At 73.1% G+C, this 19109-nt stretch carries 13 protein-coding genes; 8 read left to right on the top strand and 5 right to left on the bottom strand.

The window, feature by feature from the left end:
• The first annotated feature begins 4 nt into the window (after window positions 1–4).
• The 4 genes from WME73_RS16820 to WME73_RS16805 all read left to right on the top strand — a co-directional run bounded on the left by WME73_RS16820 (window position 5) and on the right by WME73_RS16805 (window position 5392).
• Complete coding sequence (locus WME73_RS16820) at window positions 5–2233, top strand: hypothetical protein (protein ID WP_437916334.1); 2229 nt, start codon at window positions 5–7, stop codon at window positions 2231–2233.
• A gap of 100 nt (window positions 2234–2333) precedes the next feature.
• Window positions 2334–3947 (top strand): aldehyde dehydrogenase family protein, encoded by a 1614-nt coding sequence (locus WME73_RS16815; protein ID WP_437916333.1) that lies wholly within the window; start codon window positions 2334–2336, stop codon window positions 3945–3947.
• A gap of 24 nt (window positions 3948–3971) precedes the next feature.
• Window positions 3972–4748 (top strand): 5'/3'-nucleotidase SurE, encoded by a 777-nt coding sequence (gene surE, locus WME73_RS16810; RefSeq protein WP_437768164.1) that lies wholly within the window; start codon window positions 3972–3974, stop codon window positions 4746–4748.
• Window positions 4749–4789: 41 nt separating this feature from the next.
• Entirely contained in the window at window positions 4790–5392 is a 603-nt protein-coding gene (locus WME73_RS16805; protein ID WP_437872336.1) for an adenine phosphoribosyltransferase, read from the top strand.
• Window positions 5393–5396: 4 nt separating this feature from the next.
• Here WME73_RS16805 and WME73_RS16800 read toward each other — a convergent pair whose 3' ends face one another.
• Window positions 5397–6611, bottom strand: coding sequence for a hypothetical protein (locus WME73_RS16800; protein ID WP_437916332.1), 1215 nt, complete (start codon window positions 6609–6611; stop codon window positions 5397–5399).
• Window positions 6612–6740: 129 nt separating this feature from the next.
• Here WME73_RS16800 and WME73_RS16795 point away from each other — a divergent pair, with 129 nt between their 5' ends.
• Both WME73_RS16795 and WME73_RS16790 read left to right on the top strand, forming a co-directional pair.
• Window positions 6741–7991, top strand: a complete 1251-nt coding sequence (locus WME73_RS16795) for an esterase/lipase family protein (protein WP_437746454.1) — start codon at window positions 6741–6743, stop codon at window positions 7989–7991.
• Window positions 7988–8749, top strand: a complete 762-nt coding sequence (locus tag WME73_RS16790) for a uracil-DNA glycosylase (protein ID WP_437746453.1) — start codon at window positions 7988–7990, stop codon at window positions 8747–8749. Before WME73_RS16795 ends, WME73_RS16790 begins: the two co-directional genes overlap by 4 nt.
• Here WME73_RS16790 and grxD read toward each other — a convergent pair.
• Window positions 8746–9060: a Grx4 family monothiol glutaredoxin gene (gene grxD / locus WME73_RS16785; RefSeq protein WP_437536647.1), complete on the bottom strand. Its 315-nt coding sequence runs from the start codon at window positions 9058–9060 to the stop codon at window positions 8746–8748. The two genes, WME73_RS16790 and grxD, sit on opposite strands and share 4 nt — an antisense overlap.
• A gap of 679 nt (window positions 9061–9739) precedes the next feature.
• On the opposite strand from grxD, the gene WME73_RS16780 reads away from it, so the two are divergent.
• Window positions 9740–10423, top strand: coding sequence for a hypothetical protein (locus WME73_RS16780; protein ID WP_437746452.1), 684 nt, complete (start codon window positions 9740–9742; stop codon window positions 10421–10423).
• A 131-nt stretch (window positions 10424–10554) separates the two neighbouring features.
• Complete coding sequence (locus WME73_RS16775; protein WP_437916331.1) at window positions 10555–12129, top strand: hypothetical protein; 1575 nt, start codon at window positions 10555–10557, stop codon at window positions 12127–12129.
• A 4-nt stretch (window positions 12130–12133) separates the two neighbouring features.
• Here WME73_RS16775 and WME73_RS16770 read toward each other — a convergent pair whose 3' ends face one another.
• The 3 genes from WME73_RS16770 to WME73_RS16760 form a co-directional block, all read right to left on the bottom strand.
• Window positions 12134–15235 carry a hypothetical protein gene (locus WME73_RS16770; RefSeq protein WP_437916330.1) on the bottom strand — a complete coding sequence of 1034 codons (3102 nt, stop codon included), beginning with the start codon at window positions 15233–15235 and terminating at the stop codon, window positions 12134–12136.
• Window positions 15236–15444: 209 nt separating this feature from the next.
• Window positions 15445–16788: a zinc-ribbon domain-containing protein gene (locus tag WME73_RS16765; protein WP_437916329.1), complete on the bottom strand. Its 1344-nt coding sequence runs from the start codon at window positions 16786–16788 to the stop codon at window positions 15445–15447.
• Window positions 16789–17190: 402 nt separating this feature from the next.
• Window positions 17191–18924, bottom strand: coding sequence for a sigma-54-dependent transcriptional regulator (locus tag WME73_RS16760; protein ID WP_437746448.1), 1734 nt, complete (start codon window positions 18922–18924; stop codon window positions 17191–17193).
• Window positions 18925–19109: the final 185 nt, after the last annotated feature.

Genomic DNA, 19109 nt, shown 5'->3' with positions numbered 1-19109 from the left:
CGGCGTGAACGTCGCCGAAAAAGTCGCCACCCTCGAAGCGCTCCTCCACCGGGTGCAGCGGAACTCCGCTGCGCCTCGCACCCGGGCGCAGCTCGCGGCCTCCGCCGAGCTCGTCCCGCATCGCGGCGAGGCGCCCGGCGCCATCGCCAACGACACGGCGGGCGCGGCCTCGCCCGACCCCAGGTTCAGCTCGACGGAAACGTCGCCGGCGAATGAAGCACGGCCGGCAGCGGTCGCCTCGAGCGGACCGTCTGCGCCGCGCGCCATCGAGCCCGTCTTGGACGACGTCGGTGGCATCGACGCCTTCAGCCCGGCGGCCGCGCAGGCATCGCAGACCGCGGCGGCCAGCGCCGCGAAGCAGCCCGCAGCGGCCGCGAAGGCACCGCAGCAATCCCCGGCGAAGACGCCGCAACAGCCGCCGGTGAAGGCGGCCGCAGCGGCCACGCCCGCAGCGAGCGGGGTCAAGGCCGCGGCCGTCAAGCCGGCCGCGGCGACGCCGGCGCGCAACCCTGCGCCGCCTCCCAGCTCACCCGGGAAGCCGGTCGCGAGGCCCGCCGCCTCCATCGATCTCCCGCGGGCTGACGCCGGCCCCTCCGCCGGTGCTCAGGAGACCTTCCGCCCTCCCGCGGAGGCGGCCGAGCTGAAGCCGAGAGAGGCAGCCAGGACCGCGGCCAAGGTCACGGCGCCTGCGGCCAGGTCAGCTGCCCTGGGCAAGGACGCGCCCGGTGCAGGCCCGGCGATGCCCCCGGCCCGGGGCTCCAGCCCGCGCGCAGAGACGAAGCCGTTCTTCCCTCACGAGGACGTCGCTGCGCGGCCGAAGGTGGTGGAGGGCGACAGCGAGCTCTCGTTCGCAGGGCTCCTCCCCGACGAGCCGGAACCCGGCCAGAAGCCCGCCGCGGCGCTGAAGCTCCCGGCCGAGCGCAGGGCGGCGCCGGATGCCGCGGTGCCCGAGGCGCGCGCGGAGCGCAGATCCCTGCCTGACCGCGCGGAGGTACACGCCACGACCGCGTCGGCCGCCGCGGACGACGCCTCCACGCTCGAGGCGGTCACTGCCCGTGGGCCGTCCTCTTCTGGTGAGCCGGTCACCCCCAAGGCGCCGGATCCGATCGCCGCCGCCACGCGGCGCGCGATGGGGGAGCCTGCCACCGAGCGAGAGTTCAGCCGCGAGATGGTCGACGACGAGCCGACCGTGATCCGCGGCATGCTCGAGGACGAGCCCACCGTCATTCGTTCTCGCCCCGAGGGCCTCGAAGACGAGGAGACGGCGATCCGTTCCGCGCGGTCCGAAGCCCAGGCCGTCGCGCGCTCGGTCGCGGAAGAGGCCGGCGATGCGTCGCCTGGAACGCTGTCCAGAGACGCGAGCGACGAAGCGGATCGCAGGTCCAGGCCGAAGGCGGCCGACCGCGACCTTCTCCCGAAGGTCATCACCAAGGACCCGCCCCTCCCGGCCGACAAGGACGTGAAGCCTTCCGACCACGTCACGACGCGGCCCGCCGCGGACGCCGGCATCACCGTGCGACCGCCGCCGCGCCCGCGCTCCCGCGTGGGCATCGTGATCGCCGCCGTGGCGCTCCTCGTGGGCGGCGCAGCGGTCGCGTACCGGCTCAGCGTGTCTGACCCCGAGCCCGCGCCCCTCCCCGACGTCGCCCCCGACACGTCTCCGGGAGCGACCCAGAGCGCGACCGCGCAGCCGCCGGCCACCGCGCCGACGCCGACCGCCGCGCCCACCGAGACGGCGCCCGCTGCACCGTCCGCGGCCGAGACCGCGACGCCGGCAACGAGCGCTGCACCCGAAGCGAGCGCTGCGCCCGAGGCGAGCGCTGCACCCGAGGCGAGCGCTGCGCCGGCCGCAGGCAAGGCGGAGGATCTGCCGCCGAGCCGGGGCCACCTGACGGTCAATTCGCCAGAGCGCGCGTCGGTGTATGTGAACGGCTCGCTCGCCGGAAGCACCGGAGAGACGCTCGACGTGCCTTGCGGGACGCGTTACGTGCGGCTCGGCAAGCTGACGACGGAGAAGACGTCGACCCCCGCGTGGCTCTCCGCCGGCCAGGCGGTCATCGTCGGTTGCCGCAAGCAAACGGTCGTGTCGATCACGCCCTCCGCGGCGAGCCCGACGCCCGACCGCCCCACGAAGCGGAAAGGCAGCCCCGCCGGCACCGCCACCCCGGACGGTGAGGGCGCTGCGCCCGCGCCCGCTGAAGAGACCGCGCCTGCGCCTGATCCCGCTCCTTAGAAACCCGCGCCCCCGGCCGGTCCGGTCGGGGCCTGCTCCCTAGGGGGCGCAACATGCCCCATGCGGAGGGGCAGGAGCGCGGTGCTAGGCTCCGCGCCCGATGGATTCCGAGACGACTCCCCTTCCCCACGAGGCCTGCGCCGCAGCTGGCGACGCGGCGTCGTCGGCGTCCGTCAGGGTAGCGAGCTCCGGCCCCTTCCCTCTGCGCAGCCCGGCAGGGGGAGCGCCCCTCGACGGCGTGGCAGAGACAGAGCCCAGCGCCCTCGCGACGATCGTTGCCAGCGCACGGGCGGCGCAGATCGCCTGGGCGGAGGTCCCGATCAGGGAGCGCGCCGAGCTCGTCGCGCGCGTCAAGAAGCGCCTGCTCGCGCGGGCCGAGGAGATCGCGACGCTCGTGCACCGCGAGTGCGGCAAGCCGATCGAGGAGGCCGCGCTCGCTGAAGTGCTCCCGAACGCGGATCTCATCGACTACTGGACCCGGTCCATCGAGGAGCTCCTCGACGACTCCCCCGTCGCGCTCGACCCGCTCGCCTACCCCGGCAAAGTCGGGCGCATCCAGAGGGATCCGCGCGGCGTCGTCGCGCTCATCACGCCCTGGAACTACCCTGTCGCGATCCCGCTGCGCACGATCGTGCCGGCGCTGCTCGCGGGCAACGCCGTCGTCTTCAAGCCGAGCGAGGTCACCCCGCGCTCCGGCGCGCTCGTCACTTCGCTGTTCGACGGGCTGCTCCCGGACGGCGTCCTCGCCGTCGCGCAGGGCGGCAGCGACGTCGGCGCCGCGCTCGTCGGGGCCGGCGTCGATCTCGTCGTCTTCACCGGCAGCGTCGCCACCGGCAAGAAGATCGCCGTCGCGTGCGCCGAGCGCCTCATCCCGACGTCCCTGGAGCTCGGCGGGAAGGACGGCGCCATCGTCCTCGGCGACTGCGATCTGGAGCGCGCCGCGCGCGGCATCCTCTGGGGCGCCTTCACGAACGCCGGACAGAACTGCGCCTCCATCGAGCGCGTCTACGTCGAGCAGGCGATCGCGGACCGCTTCATCGCGCGCGTCATCGCGCTCACGGGGCAGCTCCGAGCCGGCATCGACGTCGGCGTGATGACGACGGCGCGGCAGGCGGAGATCGTGCGGCATCAGCTCGAGGCGGCCGTCGAGGGCGGGGCAGAGATCCTCGCCGGCGGCGCGCCGGAAGAGGGCTCGCTCGCCTTCCCACCGACGGTCCTCAAGGTGGAGCGAGAGGACACGCCGCTGCTCCGGGACGAAACCTTCGGCCCCGTTCTTCCCATCATCGTGGTGAAGGACGCCGAGGAGGCGATCGCGCGCACCAACGCGTCCCGCTTCGCGCTCACGACCAGCCTCTGGACCCGCGGCTACGAGCGGGCCCACGCGCTCGCGCGACGGCTGCGCTCCGGCGTGGTGACGATCAACAACCACGGCTTCACGGGCGCGCTCCCGGCCGCGCCGTGGACGGGGGCGGGAGACAGCGGCTACGGCGTCACGAGCAGCCCACACGCGCTCGCGGAGCTCACGCGGCCGCGCTTCTTGCTCGAGGACCGCAGCAGGGCGAAGAGCGAGCTGTGGTGGTACCCTTATACGCCCGCGCTCCGGACGGTCGCCTTCGCGATGGCGCGGGCGCGAGGGGGAGCCGGATGGTTCGGCCGCGTCAGCGCCCTCGTCGAGCTCGTCGCCGCGCTCGCGAGGCGCCTGCTCGGTCGCTGATCCCGAGACCCATCGAGCGAACGCATGCGCCCTCTGATCCTCCTCTCCAACGATGACGGCTACTCAGCGCCGGGTCTGACCGCGGTGCGGGACGAGCTCGCCCGGCATGCCGACGTGGTGGTGTGCGCCCCCGCGGTCAACCAGAGCGCGACGAGCCACTCCCTGAGCCTGCACCGCGTCCTCCGGCTGCTGGAGGCTGCGCCCGGCGTGTTCGCGGTCGACGGCACGCCCGCCGACTGCATCTACGTCGCCCTTCACGCCGGCACGCGCGTGCTGCCGCGGCGCCCCGATCTGGTCGTGTCGGGCATGAACCACGGGCTCAACCTGGGCGCCGACATCTTCTACTCGGGCACCGTGGCCGCCGCGCGCGAAGGAGCGCTCCGCGGCGTCCCCTCGATCGCGCTCTCCGCCGATGCAGGCGCGTCGCTCCCGGCCGCAGCGGCGCTCGGCGTCAAGCTCGCCCTCGCCCTCCACCGCGCCGCCGGGAAGGAGGGACGCCGGCCAGCGCCGCTGCTCAATGTCAACATCCCTGCGGGCAGCAGCTGGCCCGTGCGGGCCACGCGCATGGGCGCGCGCTTGTACACCGAAGAGGTGATCTTTCGCCGGGATCCGCGCGGGCACGAGTACCTCTGGATCGGCGGCGCGGGCGTACGCCACGACCTCGTCCCCGGCTCGGACACCGAGGCCTACGACGCAGGGGCCGTCAGCGTCACGCCGCTGACCCTCGACCTCTTCGCCGCGCAGCACGAGGGCATCGCAGGCCTCCTCGCCGCGGAGCTCAACGACGGCCACATCACCTGACGTAGCTCGCGTCGCGACGCGTGGAGCGCTTTCCGGCTCGAATGCGCTCGCCTACGCTCGGCGTCATGTTCAATCACGACGCCCTGCCCTCCGAGCACGCGCTCCGTTATCTCAAGGCGCACCTCCGGAGCGTCCCGGATTTTCCGAAGCCCGGGATCCTCTTCAAGGACATCACGCCGCTCCTCGCGGATCCGCGGGCGCTCCACATCACGCTGGATCTCCTGGCTCAGCGCTTCGTCGGCGAGCACGTCGACGTCGTGGTCGGCGTCGAGTCCCGGGGCTTCATCTTCGGCGGCGCGCTGTCGGCCCGGCTCAACGCGAGCTTCGTGCCCGTGCGCAAGCCAGGCAAGCTCCCGGCCGCGACCGATCGCGTGGCGTACGCGCTCGAATACGGCAAGGCAGAGCTCGAGATGCACAAGGGCTCGATCAGGCCGGGGGCCAGGGTCCTCATCGTGGACGACCTGCTCGCGACCGGCGGCACGGCCTCGGCCGCGGCCGAGCTCGCGCGCAAGCAGGGCGGCGAGGTCGCCGGCTTCGCCTTCGTCGTCGAGCTCGATTTCCTCGGCGGTCGTGCGCTCCTCGCGGAGCGCGCCGGCGACGCGGCGCCGGTCTTCTCGATCGTGCACTTCGCCGCGGGCGAGTGAGCGTTCACTCCTGGCCCACGCCGACCTGCAGCTTGCGCGCGACGGTGCGGCTCGCGGTCGTCGCCCGGGTCGGCCCGCCGACGGGGAACGTGATGACGACCGCGCCTGACCCGCCCTTGGTGATGCCCCCGCCGTGCGCCCCCACCAGCTTCCCCAGGCTCGCGGCATCGAGCGAGGCGCCAGCGCCGCGCAAGGCGTCGATCGGCCCCACCCCTGGCAGCGCGGCGAGCGCCCCTCGATCGACCGCCGACATCTCGGCGAAGAGTCCGGACGCATAGACGAGCGCCGTCGCCGCCGTGGCCGGATCCGAGCCGCGGAACCAGGCGCCGGCGTCGTGGTAGGGCAGGTGCGCGCAGCGCGCGTACAGGGCGCCCATCGCCGCGGCGGCCGCGTCGGCCATGCGATCGCCGAGCGCGACGAAGCGCGCCCGGTGCGCGGGATCGAAGTATGCCCGCGCGTATCCGCCGGAGAAGCGCGCGGTGATCGCGCGCCACGACGGAGAGCGCCTTACCTCCTCCGCATCGAACCCGGGGACGATCTCCACGGCCCCGTCGGTGATCGCGGCGAGCTCGGCGTCGGCGCCAGCCGTCAGCTTGCCCTGCGCGATGAGCGCGCCGAGCCCCACGGACTCGGCGGTCAGGGCTGCTGGTTCCCCGGCGCCGGCGGCGAGCTCCGCTGCAGCGGCGCCGCGCGGCATCGCCAGCCAGAGCTCGGCGACCCAGCCCGCGAGCTCGAAGGGCCCCATGGAAGCGCCGGCGTAGATCCGCTTGCGCGCGGCCTCGCAGGTGCGCGCGTTCCGCGCCGCATCCTCGCCGGCGGTCGTCTCCGGCTCTGTGGGCGAGGCGGCCGGCGCCTCTCGCGATCGGAGCATGCGCGACGCGAAGAGCGCGCCGACGACCACCAGCGCGAGCACGCCGACGGGGATCACGAGGTGCCGCGCTGGCCGGACCCGGGCGGCCGGCGCAGGCGGCACGAGCGAGCTCACCGCGCGGTGCGCCTGAGCGAGCCGCCGCGCGATGTCGGACGCCTTACGCGTGCGCAGCTCTTGTGGCAGAAGCGGCCACTGCTCGACCAGCTGCTCCAGATCGATGGCCACGGGCGCACCGCGCCCACGCAGCGCGATCTGGCGTCCCTGCACGCTCACCGAGCCCGATGTTCCAAACAGGCCCAGGGCCTCCTGTACAGCCGCCTCGATCTCCCGCGCGCTGGGGTCGTCCACGATCGCAGGGTAGCCGGATTTGCCGCCGGCATGCCGCCGCTTCTTCACGCCGCCCGGCCGTCACGGTCGCAGGCGCGGGCGGCGATGGAAATGCCGCGGAGGGCCGGCGGACATGGCACATTCCCGCGCGTGCAGAAGACGCGCGTCTACCTGTCGCCGGGCATGTTCGGCTTCGCGACCCTCGCCTCCCTCGAGTATTTCGAGCACTTCATCCGCGCGATCGAGGAGCGGTTCCGCGATCGCGGCCGTATCGTCGAGATCCACGTCTGCGAGGTCCACCCGACGGCCTCCATCCTCCGCCGGGCGGCGAAGCTCGCCCGCCTCGTGGACGAGAGCGCCGGGGACGACGACGGCCCCATCCACATCGTAGGCCACTCGACCGGAGGCCTGGACGCTCGCCTCGTCGCTTCGCCGACGGCGCGGCTCCCCGGGAACGCTCACCGCCGGCTCGGCTGGACGAGCCGGCTGCGGTCCGTCACCACCATCAACACGCCTCATTTCGGCACCCCGCTCGCCGCCTTCTTCGCCACGGTGAGCGGCCAGCGCCTGCTCTACGCCGTCACCGCGCTGACGGTGGCCGGCCTCAAGCTCGGCGCGCCGCCGCTCGCGGCCGCGTCGGCGCTGGTCGCCGCGTTCGGCCGGGCGCAGCTCGGCTTCTTCGAGATCGAGCTCATCGATCGCGCGGTCGAGAGCTTCATCCGCGTGCTCGACGACGCCTCGAGCCGCGAGCTGCGCGCCTGGCTGAAGCTCTTGCGCGACGACCAGGGCGCCATCGTCCAGCTCATGCCCGAGGCGATGGATCTGCTCCACGCCGGCCTCGAGGACCGCGCGGGCTTGCGGTACCAGAGCGTCGCGACGTACGCGCCACGCAACGCCGTGCGCGACTGGGTATCGGCGCTCCGGTCGCCGTGGGGAGCGATGTCGGCTGCCATCTTCACCGCGCTGTCGAACATCACCGCCCGCCTGAACGAGCACTACCCTTGTCGCTCCCATGACGGCTCGATCGAGCAGAAGCTCGCGCGCGTGCTCGGGGAGCTGCCGCCGCCGGACGCCAACGACGGCGTGGTCCCGCTGGCCTCGCAGGTCTGGGGGGAGCTCATCTGGGCCGGCAAGGCCGATCACCTGGACATCGTCGGCCATTTTCCGGGCAAGGGCGGGCACATCGACTGGCTGGCGAGCGGAGCCCGCTTCAATCGCCTGCGCTTCGACGCGGTGCTCGACCGCATCGTGACCGGGATGGTGGCCGGCGAGCAGAGCGGCCTGACAGAGCACGCGGCGGCGCCGCCGCGCCCGCTCGCGGAGGCGCGCGCATCGGAGCGCGGCGTGGACGTGGGGCAGAGCAGCGCCTCGACGAGCTCGGGCGGCGAGCCCGCCGCGTGAGCCGCGGCGGCGCGGCGCGCGCGCTCGATCTGATCACGGCGGAGCTCGTCGAGTGCCGGCGCTGCCCGCGGCTCGTGGCGTGGCGCGAGGACGTCGCGCGAGAGAAGCGGCGCGCTTACCGGGACCAGACCTACTGGGGCCGCCCTGTGCCGGGCTTCGGCGATCCGGATGCGCCGCTCGTGATCGTCGGGCTCGCCCCGGCGGCGCACGGCGGGAACCGCACCGGCCGCATGTTCACGGGTGATCGATCGGGTGACTTCCTCTACGCGGCGCTCTATCGAGCGGGGCTCGCCTCGCAGCCGACGAGCACCTCGCGCGACGATGGGCTCTCGCTCCGGGGCGTGTTCATCACCGCCCCCTGCCGCTGCGCTCCCCCGGACAACAAGCCCACGATCGCCGAGCTCGCGGCGTGCCGCGGGTGGATCGACCGAGAGCTCGCGGCGCTGCATCGGGCGCGCGTCTACCTCGCGCTCGGCAAGATCGGCTATGACGCCGTCGCCGCGCTCGCCCGCTCGCGCGGCGCGTCCGCGGGGGATCGCGCGGAAGCTCACCCACGCCTCCCGCCGTTCGCGCACGGCGTGGAGGCGGCGATCCCCGATCCGCGCGGCGGCGCCAGGGCGGCGCTGCTCTTCGGCAGCTACCACGTCAGCCAGCAGAACACGCAGACGGGGCGGCTCACCGGCGACATGTTCGACGAGGTCCTGCGCCGCGCCGTCAGCGCGGCGGGGCTCCGCGCCCCTGAGCGATCCGGACGTTAGTCCTGCTTCGAGAGGAGCTTCTGCAGATCGCCCGACTGGAACATCTCCGTCAGGATGTCGGAGCCGCCGATGAACTTCCCGTCCACGTAGACCTGCGGGATCGTCGGCCACTGCGAGTAGTCCTTGATGCCTTGGCGCAGCGATGGATCGGACAGCACGTTGACGTCCTTGAAGTCCACGCCGCACTTTTTCAGGATGTCGACGGCTCGCGCCGAGAACCCGCATTGCGGGAAGGTCTTGGTGCCCTTCATGAAGAGGACGACGCGGTTGCTCTCGACGGTATCCTTGATCGCCTGGTGGATGTCGCTCATGGCTCGTTCCTGATCTCCCGCCGCGAGCGGGATCGCCCATTGTTCAATCTACACAGAAGCGGCGCGTGACTGCCGGGCCGCACACCGTGGCGTGCCGGCGGGGCTCGCGACGGGACCGCGCTGGGCTCGCCAAGCAGACCACGTGACCGCTCCGCCCCGCGCGGTTGTGAACGGGGTTTCTGGTGTCGCCCTCCGCCCGCGTCAACTGGGCTGGAGCGCCGCAGGGGTCCGATGGACGTCTGCAGGGACCAGTGGTTCCTCGGGCGGGTGCGCTGACGGCTTGGTGCGTCTTCGCAAGGGACGGGGGCGGTAGGCGGCGCCGGCCAGGCTCAGCGCATCGATCGGGGGGCTCGACGGCCACGGCCGTGCGGGGACACGGCGGGCGATCGACACACCGCACACCGCGCGCGCCCGCCCGCGAACGCGGAAACGTCGAACGCTGGTCGACAACGTGCTCCAGGACCTGTGTACCCAGGCCGCGGCGATGCCGCTTTCCGCTCGCTGAACGCGCATCGTGCCATCTGCACCGCAGCGTCTGGCCTTGCGCCGCCAAGTCGTTGTAGAACACGCCCCCACCTCGGCCGTCTTACCGACCGTGACCAGCGGCGGTGAGCCGCCGCGGGTGCGGCGAGCGTCCCATTGTCGCGGCCTCACTCGCACAACCCTGAAGGAGCCTCGTATGCGCTTGCACGTCCTCATCCCAGCGGCCCTGCTCGGCCTCGCGCCCCTCGCCTGCGGCGGCAGCGACCCGGAGCCGAACAACCCGTCGCAGATGCAGAACCAGTACGGGGCGTCAACCCAGTACCCGCCCGGACAATACCCGCCCGGACAGTACGGTCAGCCCTCCCAGCCGGGCCAGTACGGCCAACCCACCCAGCCGGGCCAGTACCCGCCGCCGGCCACCACGACCCCCACCCCGACGCAGACGACGCCGACCGCAACGGGCACGAGCACCGGCCAGGCGACCCCGATCGCGCCTGCCGCGGTCAGCGCAGCGACCCCGGTCCTCACCGCCATGGCGGCCTCCGAGGTCCAGGGCATGCAGCCGGAGGGCGGCGCGTTCGCCGGGCAGTTCCAGGACGGCCAGACGCTCGAACAGCCGTTCAATATCCAGCCGGGCAAGTGTTACTCGGTGATCGGCGTGGGCCTCGGCGTCCAGGAGCTCAACCTGCAGATCGTCGCGCAGCCCGCGCCGATGCTGCCGCCCGTGGTGCTCTCCCAGGACAACACCACGGGACCGAACGCCACGCTCGGTGGCAAAGGCTCTTGCTTCAAGAATCCGCTCCCCGTGGGAGGCCCCGCGAAGGCCGTCATGACCGTCCGGGGCAGCGGCCTCGCCGTCGCCCAGATCTACGTGAAGTAGTCGCGTCCCTGCGGGCCGGCGCCGTCTGCCTCACGCATCGAGGCGCGGCGCCACCGCTCGCGCCTCGGGCCCTCCGTCGTACGTTTGCCCCTCCACTGTTCGCCGAGGGAGATGCAAGGTACACTCCAAGGGTGAGCTTGCCTTGGAAGTACTCGGCTCCCTGGATCGCCATCGTCGGACTGGCGTCCTGCTCTTTTCGTATGGCCGATGAGTCGACGGGCGGCCCCGATATGCCCGGGGACGCCGCTCGACCCACCGTCCTGGCGTTCGAGGAGGAAGGTACGCTCCAGCTCGTGCCAGGGGAGCTGCGCACGGTCTGGGTCACGGGGCAACCGCCGGCGCCCTACGAGGTGAGCTTCACCCTCCTCGGCGAAGCTGCAGGTGCATGGGTCGACCGCACGACGGCCGTCGCGGACGAAAATGGCAGGGCCTCGGTTCAGCTCCACGCGTCGACCCTGGGAAGCACGTTTCGGCTCCGCGCCGCGACGAAGGGCGGGCCGTCCGCGGAGCTCGGAGTTTCGGTGAGCGCGGAGGGCTTCGGCACGCTCCGCGTCATCCCGGTCTACGAGGGGACGCGCGTCGCGGAGGACTGGACGGCGAGCGTCGTCGCGGAGGCCACCTGCGAGGAGATCGCAGCCGCTGCGCCCGAAGCACCCGTGGGCGCGCTCGTGGCGCACGGCGGTCCAGACGAACCGGTGGTCGTCGAGGGCGCGCCTGTAGGGCCGAGCCTTACCGTCGCTCTGCACAGCGGTCGGATCGTGTGGGGTTGCGTGAGCGAACGCGAGCTGCAGGCCGGCTCCGCGCGCGACGTCTGGGTCCCGATCAAGGACCTGCCGATCGATATGGCGGCGACGCGTCTCGACACGAAGCTGACTTTCGTGACGGCGGAGGGGCTGACCGCGATGCTCGAAGCAGCGACCGAGCAGCTGCTCGACGCATTCTTGCCTGCCGGCGCGGAAGCCGCGTCCCTGCTCGACGCCATGCAGCGCGCGGCGCCGCCGGACCAGGCGCGCGCGTTTGCCGCGCAGCGGATCGAGCGTGACTGGGACGCTGCAGCACAGGCGCACCTCGCCGCGCTCCCGCTCCCCCTGCGCGACAGGTGTCGTGGATGGGCGCGTACCGGGCTCGCGGGTACGCCGCTCGCGCTCGACGGCAAGCTGAGCGGCGTGGCAGACATGCAGGGACGCGCGCTCTTCGAGGCGAGCTGGCTCGGCAGCGTGACCTCTGACAACGCGAGCGTACCACCGGCACATTTCATGTCATGGACGGCGGATCCCGGCGACGTGCTCCGGCTCGCGGGAACGCTGACGTGGTCGCCAACCCGAACCATCGGCGGAGTGACCGGGCTCGGGGTCGCAGCGGAGGCGGCCGCGGAGTCCGTCCCCGCAGCGCTCGCCGCTGCCGCAGAGTGCCAGGCGCTCGGCGAGCTGCTCGGTGGCTACTCCGACTGCACGAGCGACTGCATGGCGATGCTGTGCGCTGGCGGGCTCACGCTCCTGTGGCGCGCTGGAACCGAGGCATCGGAGACGGCCGGGATGATCGGCGAGATCGTCGTGAACGCTTCAGGCCCTGCGCAGCTCAACAGCTCCGCCGCGCCGATCGCATGGACGGCCGACTGGCTCGGGACCATCCGCTACGGAGAAGGCGAGGCGGTCGGCGTCGAGGGACGGGTGAACGCCGTTTCGCCGGAGTCCATCACCCACTAGCGGATCATCTGGCGGCGTCCTTCGGCTCGCAGCGCAACCGCCACCTCCGGCCCGTTGCGCGCTCGGTCGCAGCGAGCGGGATCGCGCTGGCGCCAACGTCGTTCTGCTTCTCGGGTGCCTTCGAGAAGGCGCCCTGCAGCCTCACCGCCATCGCCTCGACGCACGCGCTGCCTGGATCCAGGCGAAGCCGGAACTCGGCGCCGTCGACGGAGGGAGCGCTTCCGCCGACGTCGAAGCTCGGCGAGCCCTCCAGGCTCGCGTCGAGGAGCCAGCCGTCCTGACCCGGAGCGCAGCGCTCGAGCCGTGTATCCGCGAGGTCCTTGCGGCCGAGCGGCACGGCCTCGCCGAGCGCGCCGGTCTCGCGGTCGATCGGGAGCACGTGCCAGGAGCCGGCGCGCACGCCAGGGTCGGGAGCCGCCGAGATGAGCAGGCCGACGCCGCCGCCCAGCGCACGCCGGACCAGGCGCGGAGGATCCACGCCGTAGCCCGTGCGGCCAGGGCGGTAATAGGTCGCCAGCTGCCGCGCGATCCCGAGGTCGGCGCGCCACAGCGCCACGACGTCATACGAGCCGCCGGGCGTCACGAAGAACCACGTCTCGCCGAGCCGCACGGCGCCGTTCGGAAACGGCCGGAGGAAATTGCCGGCGCGGCCTGCGCTGTCGCGCAACGGAAGGATCGGCAGCCCTTCAGAGGCTGCGAACAGGCTGCATCCGGCGCCCCGACACACGTGGGTCAGCGCGGCCCGTCCGCCAGGATCGAGGTACGCGCCCCAGGACGCCGCCCCCTGAGCCACCACCCCGAGCGCCTCAGCGGCCGACGCCTCATCCGACCAAGGCGAGGCGCTCACGCCGCTGGAACGCACCCCGCCATCCGGGTCGAAGCGATCGTCGAAGCGGAGGAGCCAGCGCCCGGCGCGCGCCCAGTCTGCGCCTCGCTTGCCCCATGCGTAGGCGCGCATCGTCACGATGTCGTACGGAGCCCCGTTATCGAGGCCGATCTCGTCCGCCCCACGCTTGGGCGGGGGCGTGTTGCGGAAAGGAGCCCACGGCGACGTCGGAATCTCCGTCGACGCCGAGCGCGTGACCGACGAGGCCGGGCGCGCTCCCTCGGCGCGCGCGGAGGGCGCGGCGGGAGGCTTGTCCGGCAGCGGTGGCGTCGAGGAGCCGAGGGCCTCGCAGCGCATCGCGATCGGGCTCCCCGCGCGGAGCGGCGTCTGGAGCACCGGCGGCGGCTTCGCCTCGGCCAGATCGTCCGGCAGCGCCGTCTTGCCCCAGCCGACCCGGATCCAGCCCCTGAAGACGCAGCCGACGGGGCCGCACGCGCGCGTCCTCGACGCCGCGGTGTCGTCGTCCCGCTCCGGCAGATCGAGCGAGCGCCAGGTCATGCCGCCGTCCGTCGACTCGGCGGCGCGCTCGCCTTCTCCGAGGGAGAACGCGAACCGCCCAGACAACAGCGCGCCCGTGCCGTCCTGGCGCGGCGCCCCCGCGGTCACCTTCCCGCTCTTCGCGTCGATCCGAACGCCCACGATCGGGCCGCCTGCCTCCACCCAGCCGCCGATGACGCCGGGCTCACGCTCCTCGAACCCTTCGATCCACATACCGCGCTGCAGATCGCGCGCGGTGCTGCGCGGCTTGGGCGGGAGGATCAGCGGGACGGTCGTGACGTCGCTCCCCTTGAGCAGCGTGAGCTGCCCCGACGCGTCCAGGCGAGGCGGCGAGAGGACGGCGATGCGGCCGTCGGACAGCGCGACGACGCGCTCGATGCCGACGTCTCGCGCGGGCGCGCGGACGTGGATCTCGCGGGTGCGCCCGTCGGCAGCGACGACGCAGTACGCACGCCCGGCGCGCACCGCGCTGTCTTCGCTGCAGGAGCCGCGGATCACCAGCGCGCCGTTGCCGCTCGCGACCACGAAGCGGGGCTCGTCGAAGCGCATCAGCCGGCGCATGCCGAGCGGCGGCTGGAAAGCGTACAGGGTCGTCGGCCCCTCGCGCTCGCCGCACACGAACCCGAACGACGCCCCCGCGCGGATCGCATGGCAGGCCGCCTCTCGCTCCGGATAGGCGTCGGGCGCGACGTCGATGACCGCCCCGTCGCGCAGCGAGACGCGCGCCAGGGCGCCGCCGCGAGCCACCACCGCGGTCGTGCTCGAGTCGGGCCACCCGTCCTCGACCGCGGCGCGGAGCGGGCGCCTCCCGAGAGGCCCCGGGGCGCGCGCCGGCGGCTCCAGCACGTCATCGGAAGCATCCAGCGTGCGGTACGTCACGCCGCCGCGCGCATCGACCGCGTAGAGCCCGCTCGCGGTCATGACGGCAGGATCGCCGCCGACGACGGCGACAGAGGTCGGCCGCGCGTCGATCTCGACCTCACGCCAGGTGGCCCCGGCGTCGAACGTGACGAGCAGGCCGCGCAGATCGGCCTCGACCAGGGCGCGCCATCCGTCGGCGAACGCGATCTGACCGTACGTGCTCGCCGGTGGGAGCGGGCCGAGCGGCATCGCCGCGCCCGTCTGCGCGTCGATCGCGAGGAGCCGGTGGCTGTGCGAGAGCCGAGCGTAGAGGCGATCGAACCCCGCGAGGATCTCGTTCGCCTCCGACGGCAGCTGGACGAGCGGCTCGAGCGGGGCGAGCCACGCCTGGGCCCGCCAGAGCTGCGCGCTGCCGCGGCTCGACGCGTGGAACAGGTACCCGCCACCCAGGCGCGTCGGCAGCTTGAGCGAGGTGACCTGACCTGACGGCAACAGGTCGGCGGCGCGCTCGAGCGATCCGTCGTCGTGCGCGACGACGCGCATGCGATCGATGAGCACCCGCTTGGCCCCCGCCTCGCTGGCCACCACGCCGCGCTCTCCGACGAGATCCGGGAGCAGCCGCGATGGAGTGACCATGGTCACGAGCGCCCCCTGCGAGGATCGCCCGCCCGGAGCCGGGCGCGACGCTTGCCCGGAAGCGCTGCGATCGCGCGACGCCGGTCCTCCGGAGGGCGCCATCGCCGCCTGTCCACCGCACCCTGCCGCGCTCGCGCAGAGGAGCAGCGCCATCGTGGAGCGCCGCGCCGCGCCCGGCATCCGCCGAGGAACCGGCGCGCGCAGCCGCCCGTCGGGCTCACTCATGACGGACGATGCTAGCGCGGCGGTCCAGGCGCCGCACCGTCCTTGCGGGCGCCCACGCCAAGGTTCAGCCGCGGCTCGCGTCGTGCGTGTCTGCAGCGGCTGGCTCACGCCGGCCGCGCATCGCACGCCCAGCGCCGGAGCAGCCGCTGCACGCGCGGCTCCGGCGACGAGGATCTCCGCTCACCGATCGGACGACGGCCGACGCGCGTTCACTTGCCCTTCGCGGAGCACTGCATCGCGCACATCAGATCGCCGACCGCGCACCCGCAGCCGCCGCGCTTCGCGGGGGCCGGAGCGGCCGGCGCCGGGGCGGCCGCAGCAGGCGACTGCTTGCCTGCGGTGCCGCCGCCGGTGCTCGGTCGCGACGAGGGCCTCGTGCTCGGACGCGCCCCTGCTGCCGTCGGCGTGGCGCTCGGCGCGGCGCTCGCGACCGGCTCTGCCGTCGCGGTCGCCGACGCCGTCGCCGACGCGGTGGGCGCCGGCGCCGGCGCCGTGTCGAGGGGCGCCGTCGTCGCCGGCGCGGCGGCCGTGGGCGGCGCGGTCTCGACCGCGGTGGGAACCGGCGTGCTGCCCCCGCCCTTCATCAGGAAGAAGACACCTGCGATCGCGATGCCCGCGATCGCGATGCCCGCGGCGATGATCAACGGGGCGCGGTTCTTGGAAGGGGCCTCGCCGACGTTCGGCGGCGCGACCGACGGCGCTCGCGCCGTGGTCACGATCGGCGCGCTGAGCTGGAACAGGCCGCCATCGTTGGCGACGATGCTCGCGACGGGCGACGGCGCTCGGACGCCAGCTCCCGACGCGAGGGCCTTCAGGTCGATGAGGCCGGAGTCGTCCGAGGCGCTGACGGCCGCCCGCGCCGGGGCCGGAGCGGCGGCCTTCGCCGTGAGGGCGCTCAGCGAGAACAGCATCGAGTTCTCGTCGCGCTGGCCAGGCGCCGCGCCGCTCTTGAAGAGCGGAGCGCTCGTGGCCACGTCGTCGGAGCTGGGCCGGTGCGCCTCGACGCCCGGGCTCGCGCCGAAGAGATCCTGCGTCGGACGCGCCGGATCGCGACGCACCGCCGCTGCTCGAGGAGCGGCCGCCGCGACCGACTCGACGCCCGGGGAGGTCTGCCCGAGGGCCGCTCCCCCGCTGGGCACCGACGTCGACTGCACCGGCGCCGCCTCCTGCGCAGCCACGGAGGCAGGAGCGCTGCCTGCATGCAGGGCCGCGACGATCGTGTCGATCTGGCCGAGCGGCTGCCAGTCGGCCATGCCGTCCGCCCAGACGTACGTCTCGGCGTTGATCACCCCCGACTGGTAGCTCGTGACGATCTCGGCCAGCGCCATCGAGCGCTGATCGCCGTCCGCCACGTTGACCAGGTACGTCGTCCCGTCATTCGGAACGCTCGTGCCGGAGACCGGATCGGCGAGCCCGCCGTTGGTCGTCACGCCCGAGCTGTTCACGAGGATCGTCGCGCCGCATTTGCGGCACTTGATCTTGACGGTTCTGCCTTGGACCTTCTCGTCCGAGACGGTGTATTTCGACTGACAGGACTGGCAGGTGATCTTCATTGGGGGCTGGCCCGCTGGGGTGTAGTGCCGGCGAGGCGTCGCGTAGAGTTTACCTTGATGCCGCGCCGGTGGCCCGCTCTCTGACGTGCCAGTCGCGCGTCTGATCTCGCAGCTCCGCTTTACGATAGCCGAGGTCGTCGTCCCTTCGTAAAGCACAAAGGGACGGACCTCCGACGGGACCGTTGTCGGGGTGCGGCGCAGCAGCGCGCAGGTCGGGCTCCGGAGTGCGACCAGCCGCCTGGCGGCGCGGCTCAGGCGCCCATCCGCGCGGGGAGGCGCCTCACACTCGACGCGCCCGCGCGACCCGTGATTGCTGCCGTACTGCGAACCTGCGGTGTGGCGGTGTGAGCTCGCGGCGCGGCGCGGTGAGGCCTCGCGGCGCAGAGCGGCAAGGAGGCTCCGTCAGGCGTCGCCGCGCGCGGAACCGAGCTCTTCCAGGGCGGGCTCGTCGGTGACGACCGGCACATCGTCGACCGGGTCTTGCGGCTCGGCGCTCTCGCTGTGCCCCTGGGCCTCGTGGCTCCCCACGTGCTCCCCGTACGCCTGCAGCTTCGAGTACAGGCCGCGGCGGCTGATCCCGAGCACGCGGGCGGCGCGCTGTTTGTTGCCGCGCACCGCCTCGAGGGTCAGAAGGATGAGCTTGCGCTCCGCGTCCGCCAGGCGCGTTCCGACCGGAAGGCGCAGCACGAGCGGGTGCTCGGCCGCTTCGCCGGCGTCCCGCGACGGCTCGGCCTCGTGCGTGCCCGCCTCCCCCGGCCTCCGCGGCATCGAGGCTGGGCCGATGGAGGACGGCACAGGCTGCGCGCCGACGTGCGACGGCACGGGCTCGGAGGGAACCACCAAGTCGGCGGCATGAACGATCGGCACGGAGAGCGGCTCGGCCGGCTCGGCGGGGACGACCGGCGCCGCCACCCTCGCCGACGGGATGCTGTCATAGGAACGCCGGCCCGAGCGCCGCTCGATCCGGCCCTGGCCGAGCTGGACGTCGTTGGCCGAGACCAGCTCGTTCGAGGCGAAGAGCGCCGTCTGCTCGATGACGTTGCGCAGCTCGCGGACGTTGCCCGGCCAGTCGTGCTCGGCCAGCCGCTCGACGGCGGCGTCCGAGAGGCGGCGGGCCGGGGTGCCGTAGCGCTTGGCGAACTTCAGCAGGAAGCGCTCGGCGATGGGCAGGACGTCCTCCCTGCGCTCGCGCAGCGGGGGCAGCGTCACCGTGAACACGTTGAGCCGGTAGTAGAGGTCCTCGCGGAAGACGCAGTCGTCGACGAGGTCGAGCAGGTCCTTGTTCGTGGCGGCGACGACGCGGACGTCGGCCTCGATCTCCTTGCGGCCGCCGACGCGCGTGAACCGGTACGTCTCGAGCACGCGGAGGAGGCTGACCTGCACGGCCGCGTCCATCGTGCCCACCTCGTCGAGGAAGACGGTGCCGCCCGCCGCCGCCTCGAACTTGCCCTCCGCGGCCGCGAACGCGCCGGTGAACGAGCCCTTCTCGTGGCCGAAGAGCTCGCTGCCGATGAGCTCGCGCGGGATCGCGCCCGTGTGGACCGGCACGAACGGGCCCGCGCGGCGGCGGCTCCGGTTGTGGATGGCGCGCGCGACGAGCTCCTTGCCCGTGCCGCTCTCGCCGACGATGAGCACGGGGGCCATCGTCGCGGCGACGCGCTCGATGCGGGTGAAGACCTCCCGCATCCGCAGCGAGCCGCCGATCATCCCCTCGAACACGAGCTGCCCATGGAGGGGATCGTCGTCGTCGAACTCGGTCGGCGGCGACGAGAGGAGCTCGCGCACGAGCAGCACGAGGCGCGCCGGATCGAGCGGCTTCTGGAGGTAGTCGGCCGCTCCCAGCTTGAGCGCGTCGACGGCGCTCGTGATCGACGCCGCGCCGGTGACCATGACCACGTGGGGCGGCGGCGCCTTCGGCTCGGGCCCCTCGAGCTCGCCGGGCGAGAGCCGGCGCATCAGATCGACCCCCGTCATGCCCGGCAGGTTGAGATCCGTGACGAGTACGTCAGCCGGCGTCCGCTGGTGGATCTCGAGCGCTTGCTCGCCGCTCGACGCAACGACGACGTCGAGGCCTTCATGGCGCAGGACCGCCTCGAGGATGGCCGCCTGGTCGGGCTCGTCCTCGACGAGGAGCACACGGCCGTGATGGCTGTGGCTCCGATGCGGCGAGCGCGCTTGTCCGCGCGGAATTGCAGCTGAAACTGCGTTCGGTCCCAAAGCTTCCCTCCCAGCTCGGCGGACGGACGGCTCGGCCCCGTGCGAGTTGAAACGTGCCGTTAAACTTGTACCTCGCGGGGGCCTCGTATCAACTCGGGAGTTGC

Origin of the sequence: Sorangium sp. So ce302 (assembly GCF_051530145.1) — a bacterium.
GTDB lineage: Bacteria > Myxococcota_A > Polyangia > Polyangiales > Polyangiaceae > Sorangium > Sorangium cellulosum_B.
Note: the sequence above shows the minus strand (reverse complement) of the source record. Positions and strands in the feature narration are given on the sequence as shown.

Bases quoted from the DNA above. Each gene is read 5' to 3' on its own strand.
- WME73_RS16815 (WP_437916333.1), top strand. From the start codon at position 2,334: ATGGATTCCGAGACGACTCCCCTTCCCCACGAGGCCTGCGCCGCAGCT.
- WME73_RS16770 (WP_437916330.1), bottom strand. From the start codon at position 15,235: ATGAGTGAGCCCGACGGGCGGCTGCGCGCGCCGGTTCCTCGGCGGATG.
- surE (WP_437768164.1), top strand. From the start codon at position 3,972: ATGCGCCCTCTGATCCTCCTCTCCAACGATGACGGCTACTCAGCGCCG.
- WME73_RS16805 (WP_437872336.1), top strand. From the start codon at position 4,790: ATGCGCTCGCCTACGCTCGGCGTCATGTTCAATCACGACGCCCTGCCC.
- WME73_RS16765 (WP_437916329.1), bottom strand. From the start codon at position 16,788: ATGAAGATCACCTGCCAGTCCTGTCAGTCGAAATACACCGTCTCGGAC.
- grxD (WP_437536647.1), bottom strand. From the start codon at position 9,060: ATGAGCGACATCCACCAGGCGATCAAGGATACCGTCGAGAGCAACCGC.
- WME73_RS16780 (WP_437746452.1), top strand. From the start codon at position 9,740: ATGCGCTTGCACGTCCTCATCCCAGCGGCCCTGCTCGGCCTCGCGCCC.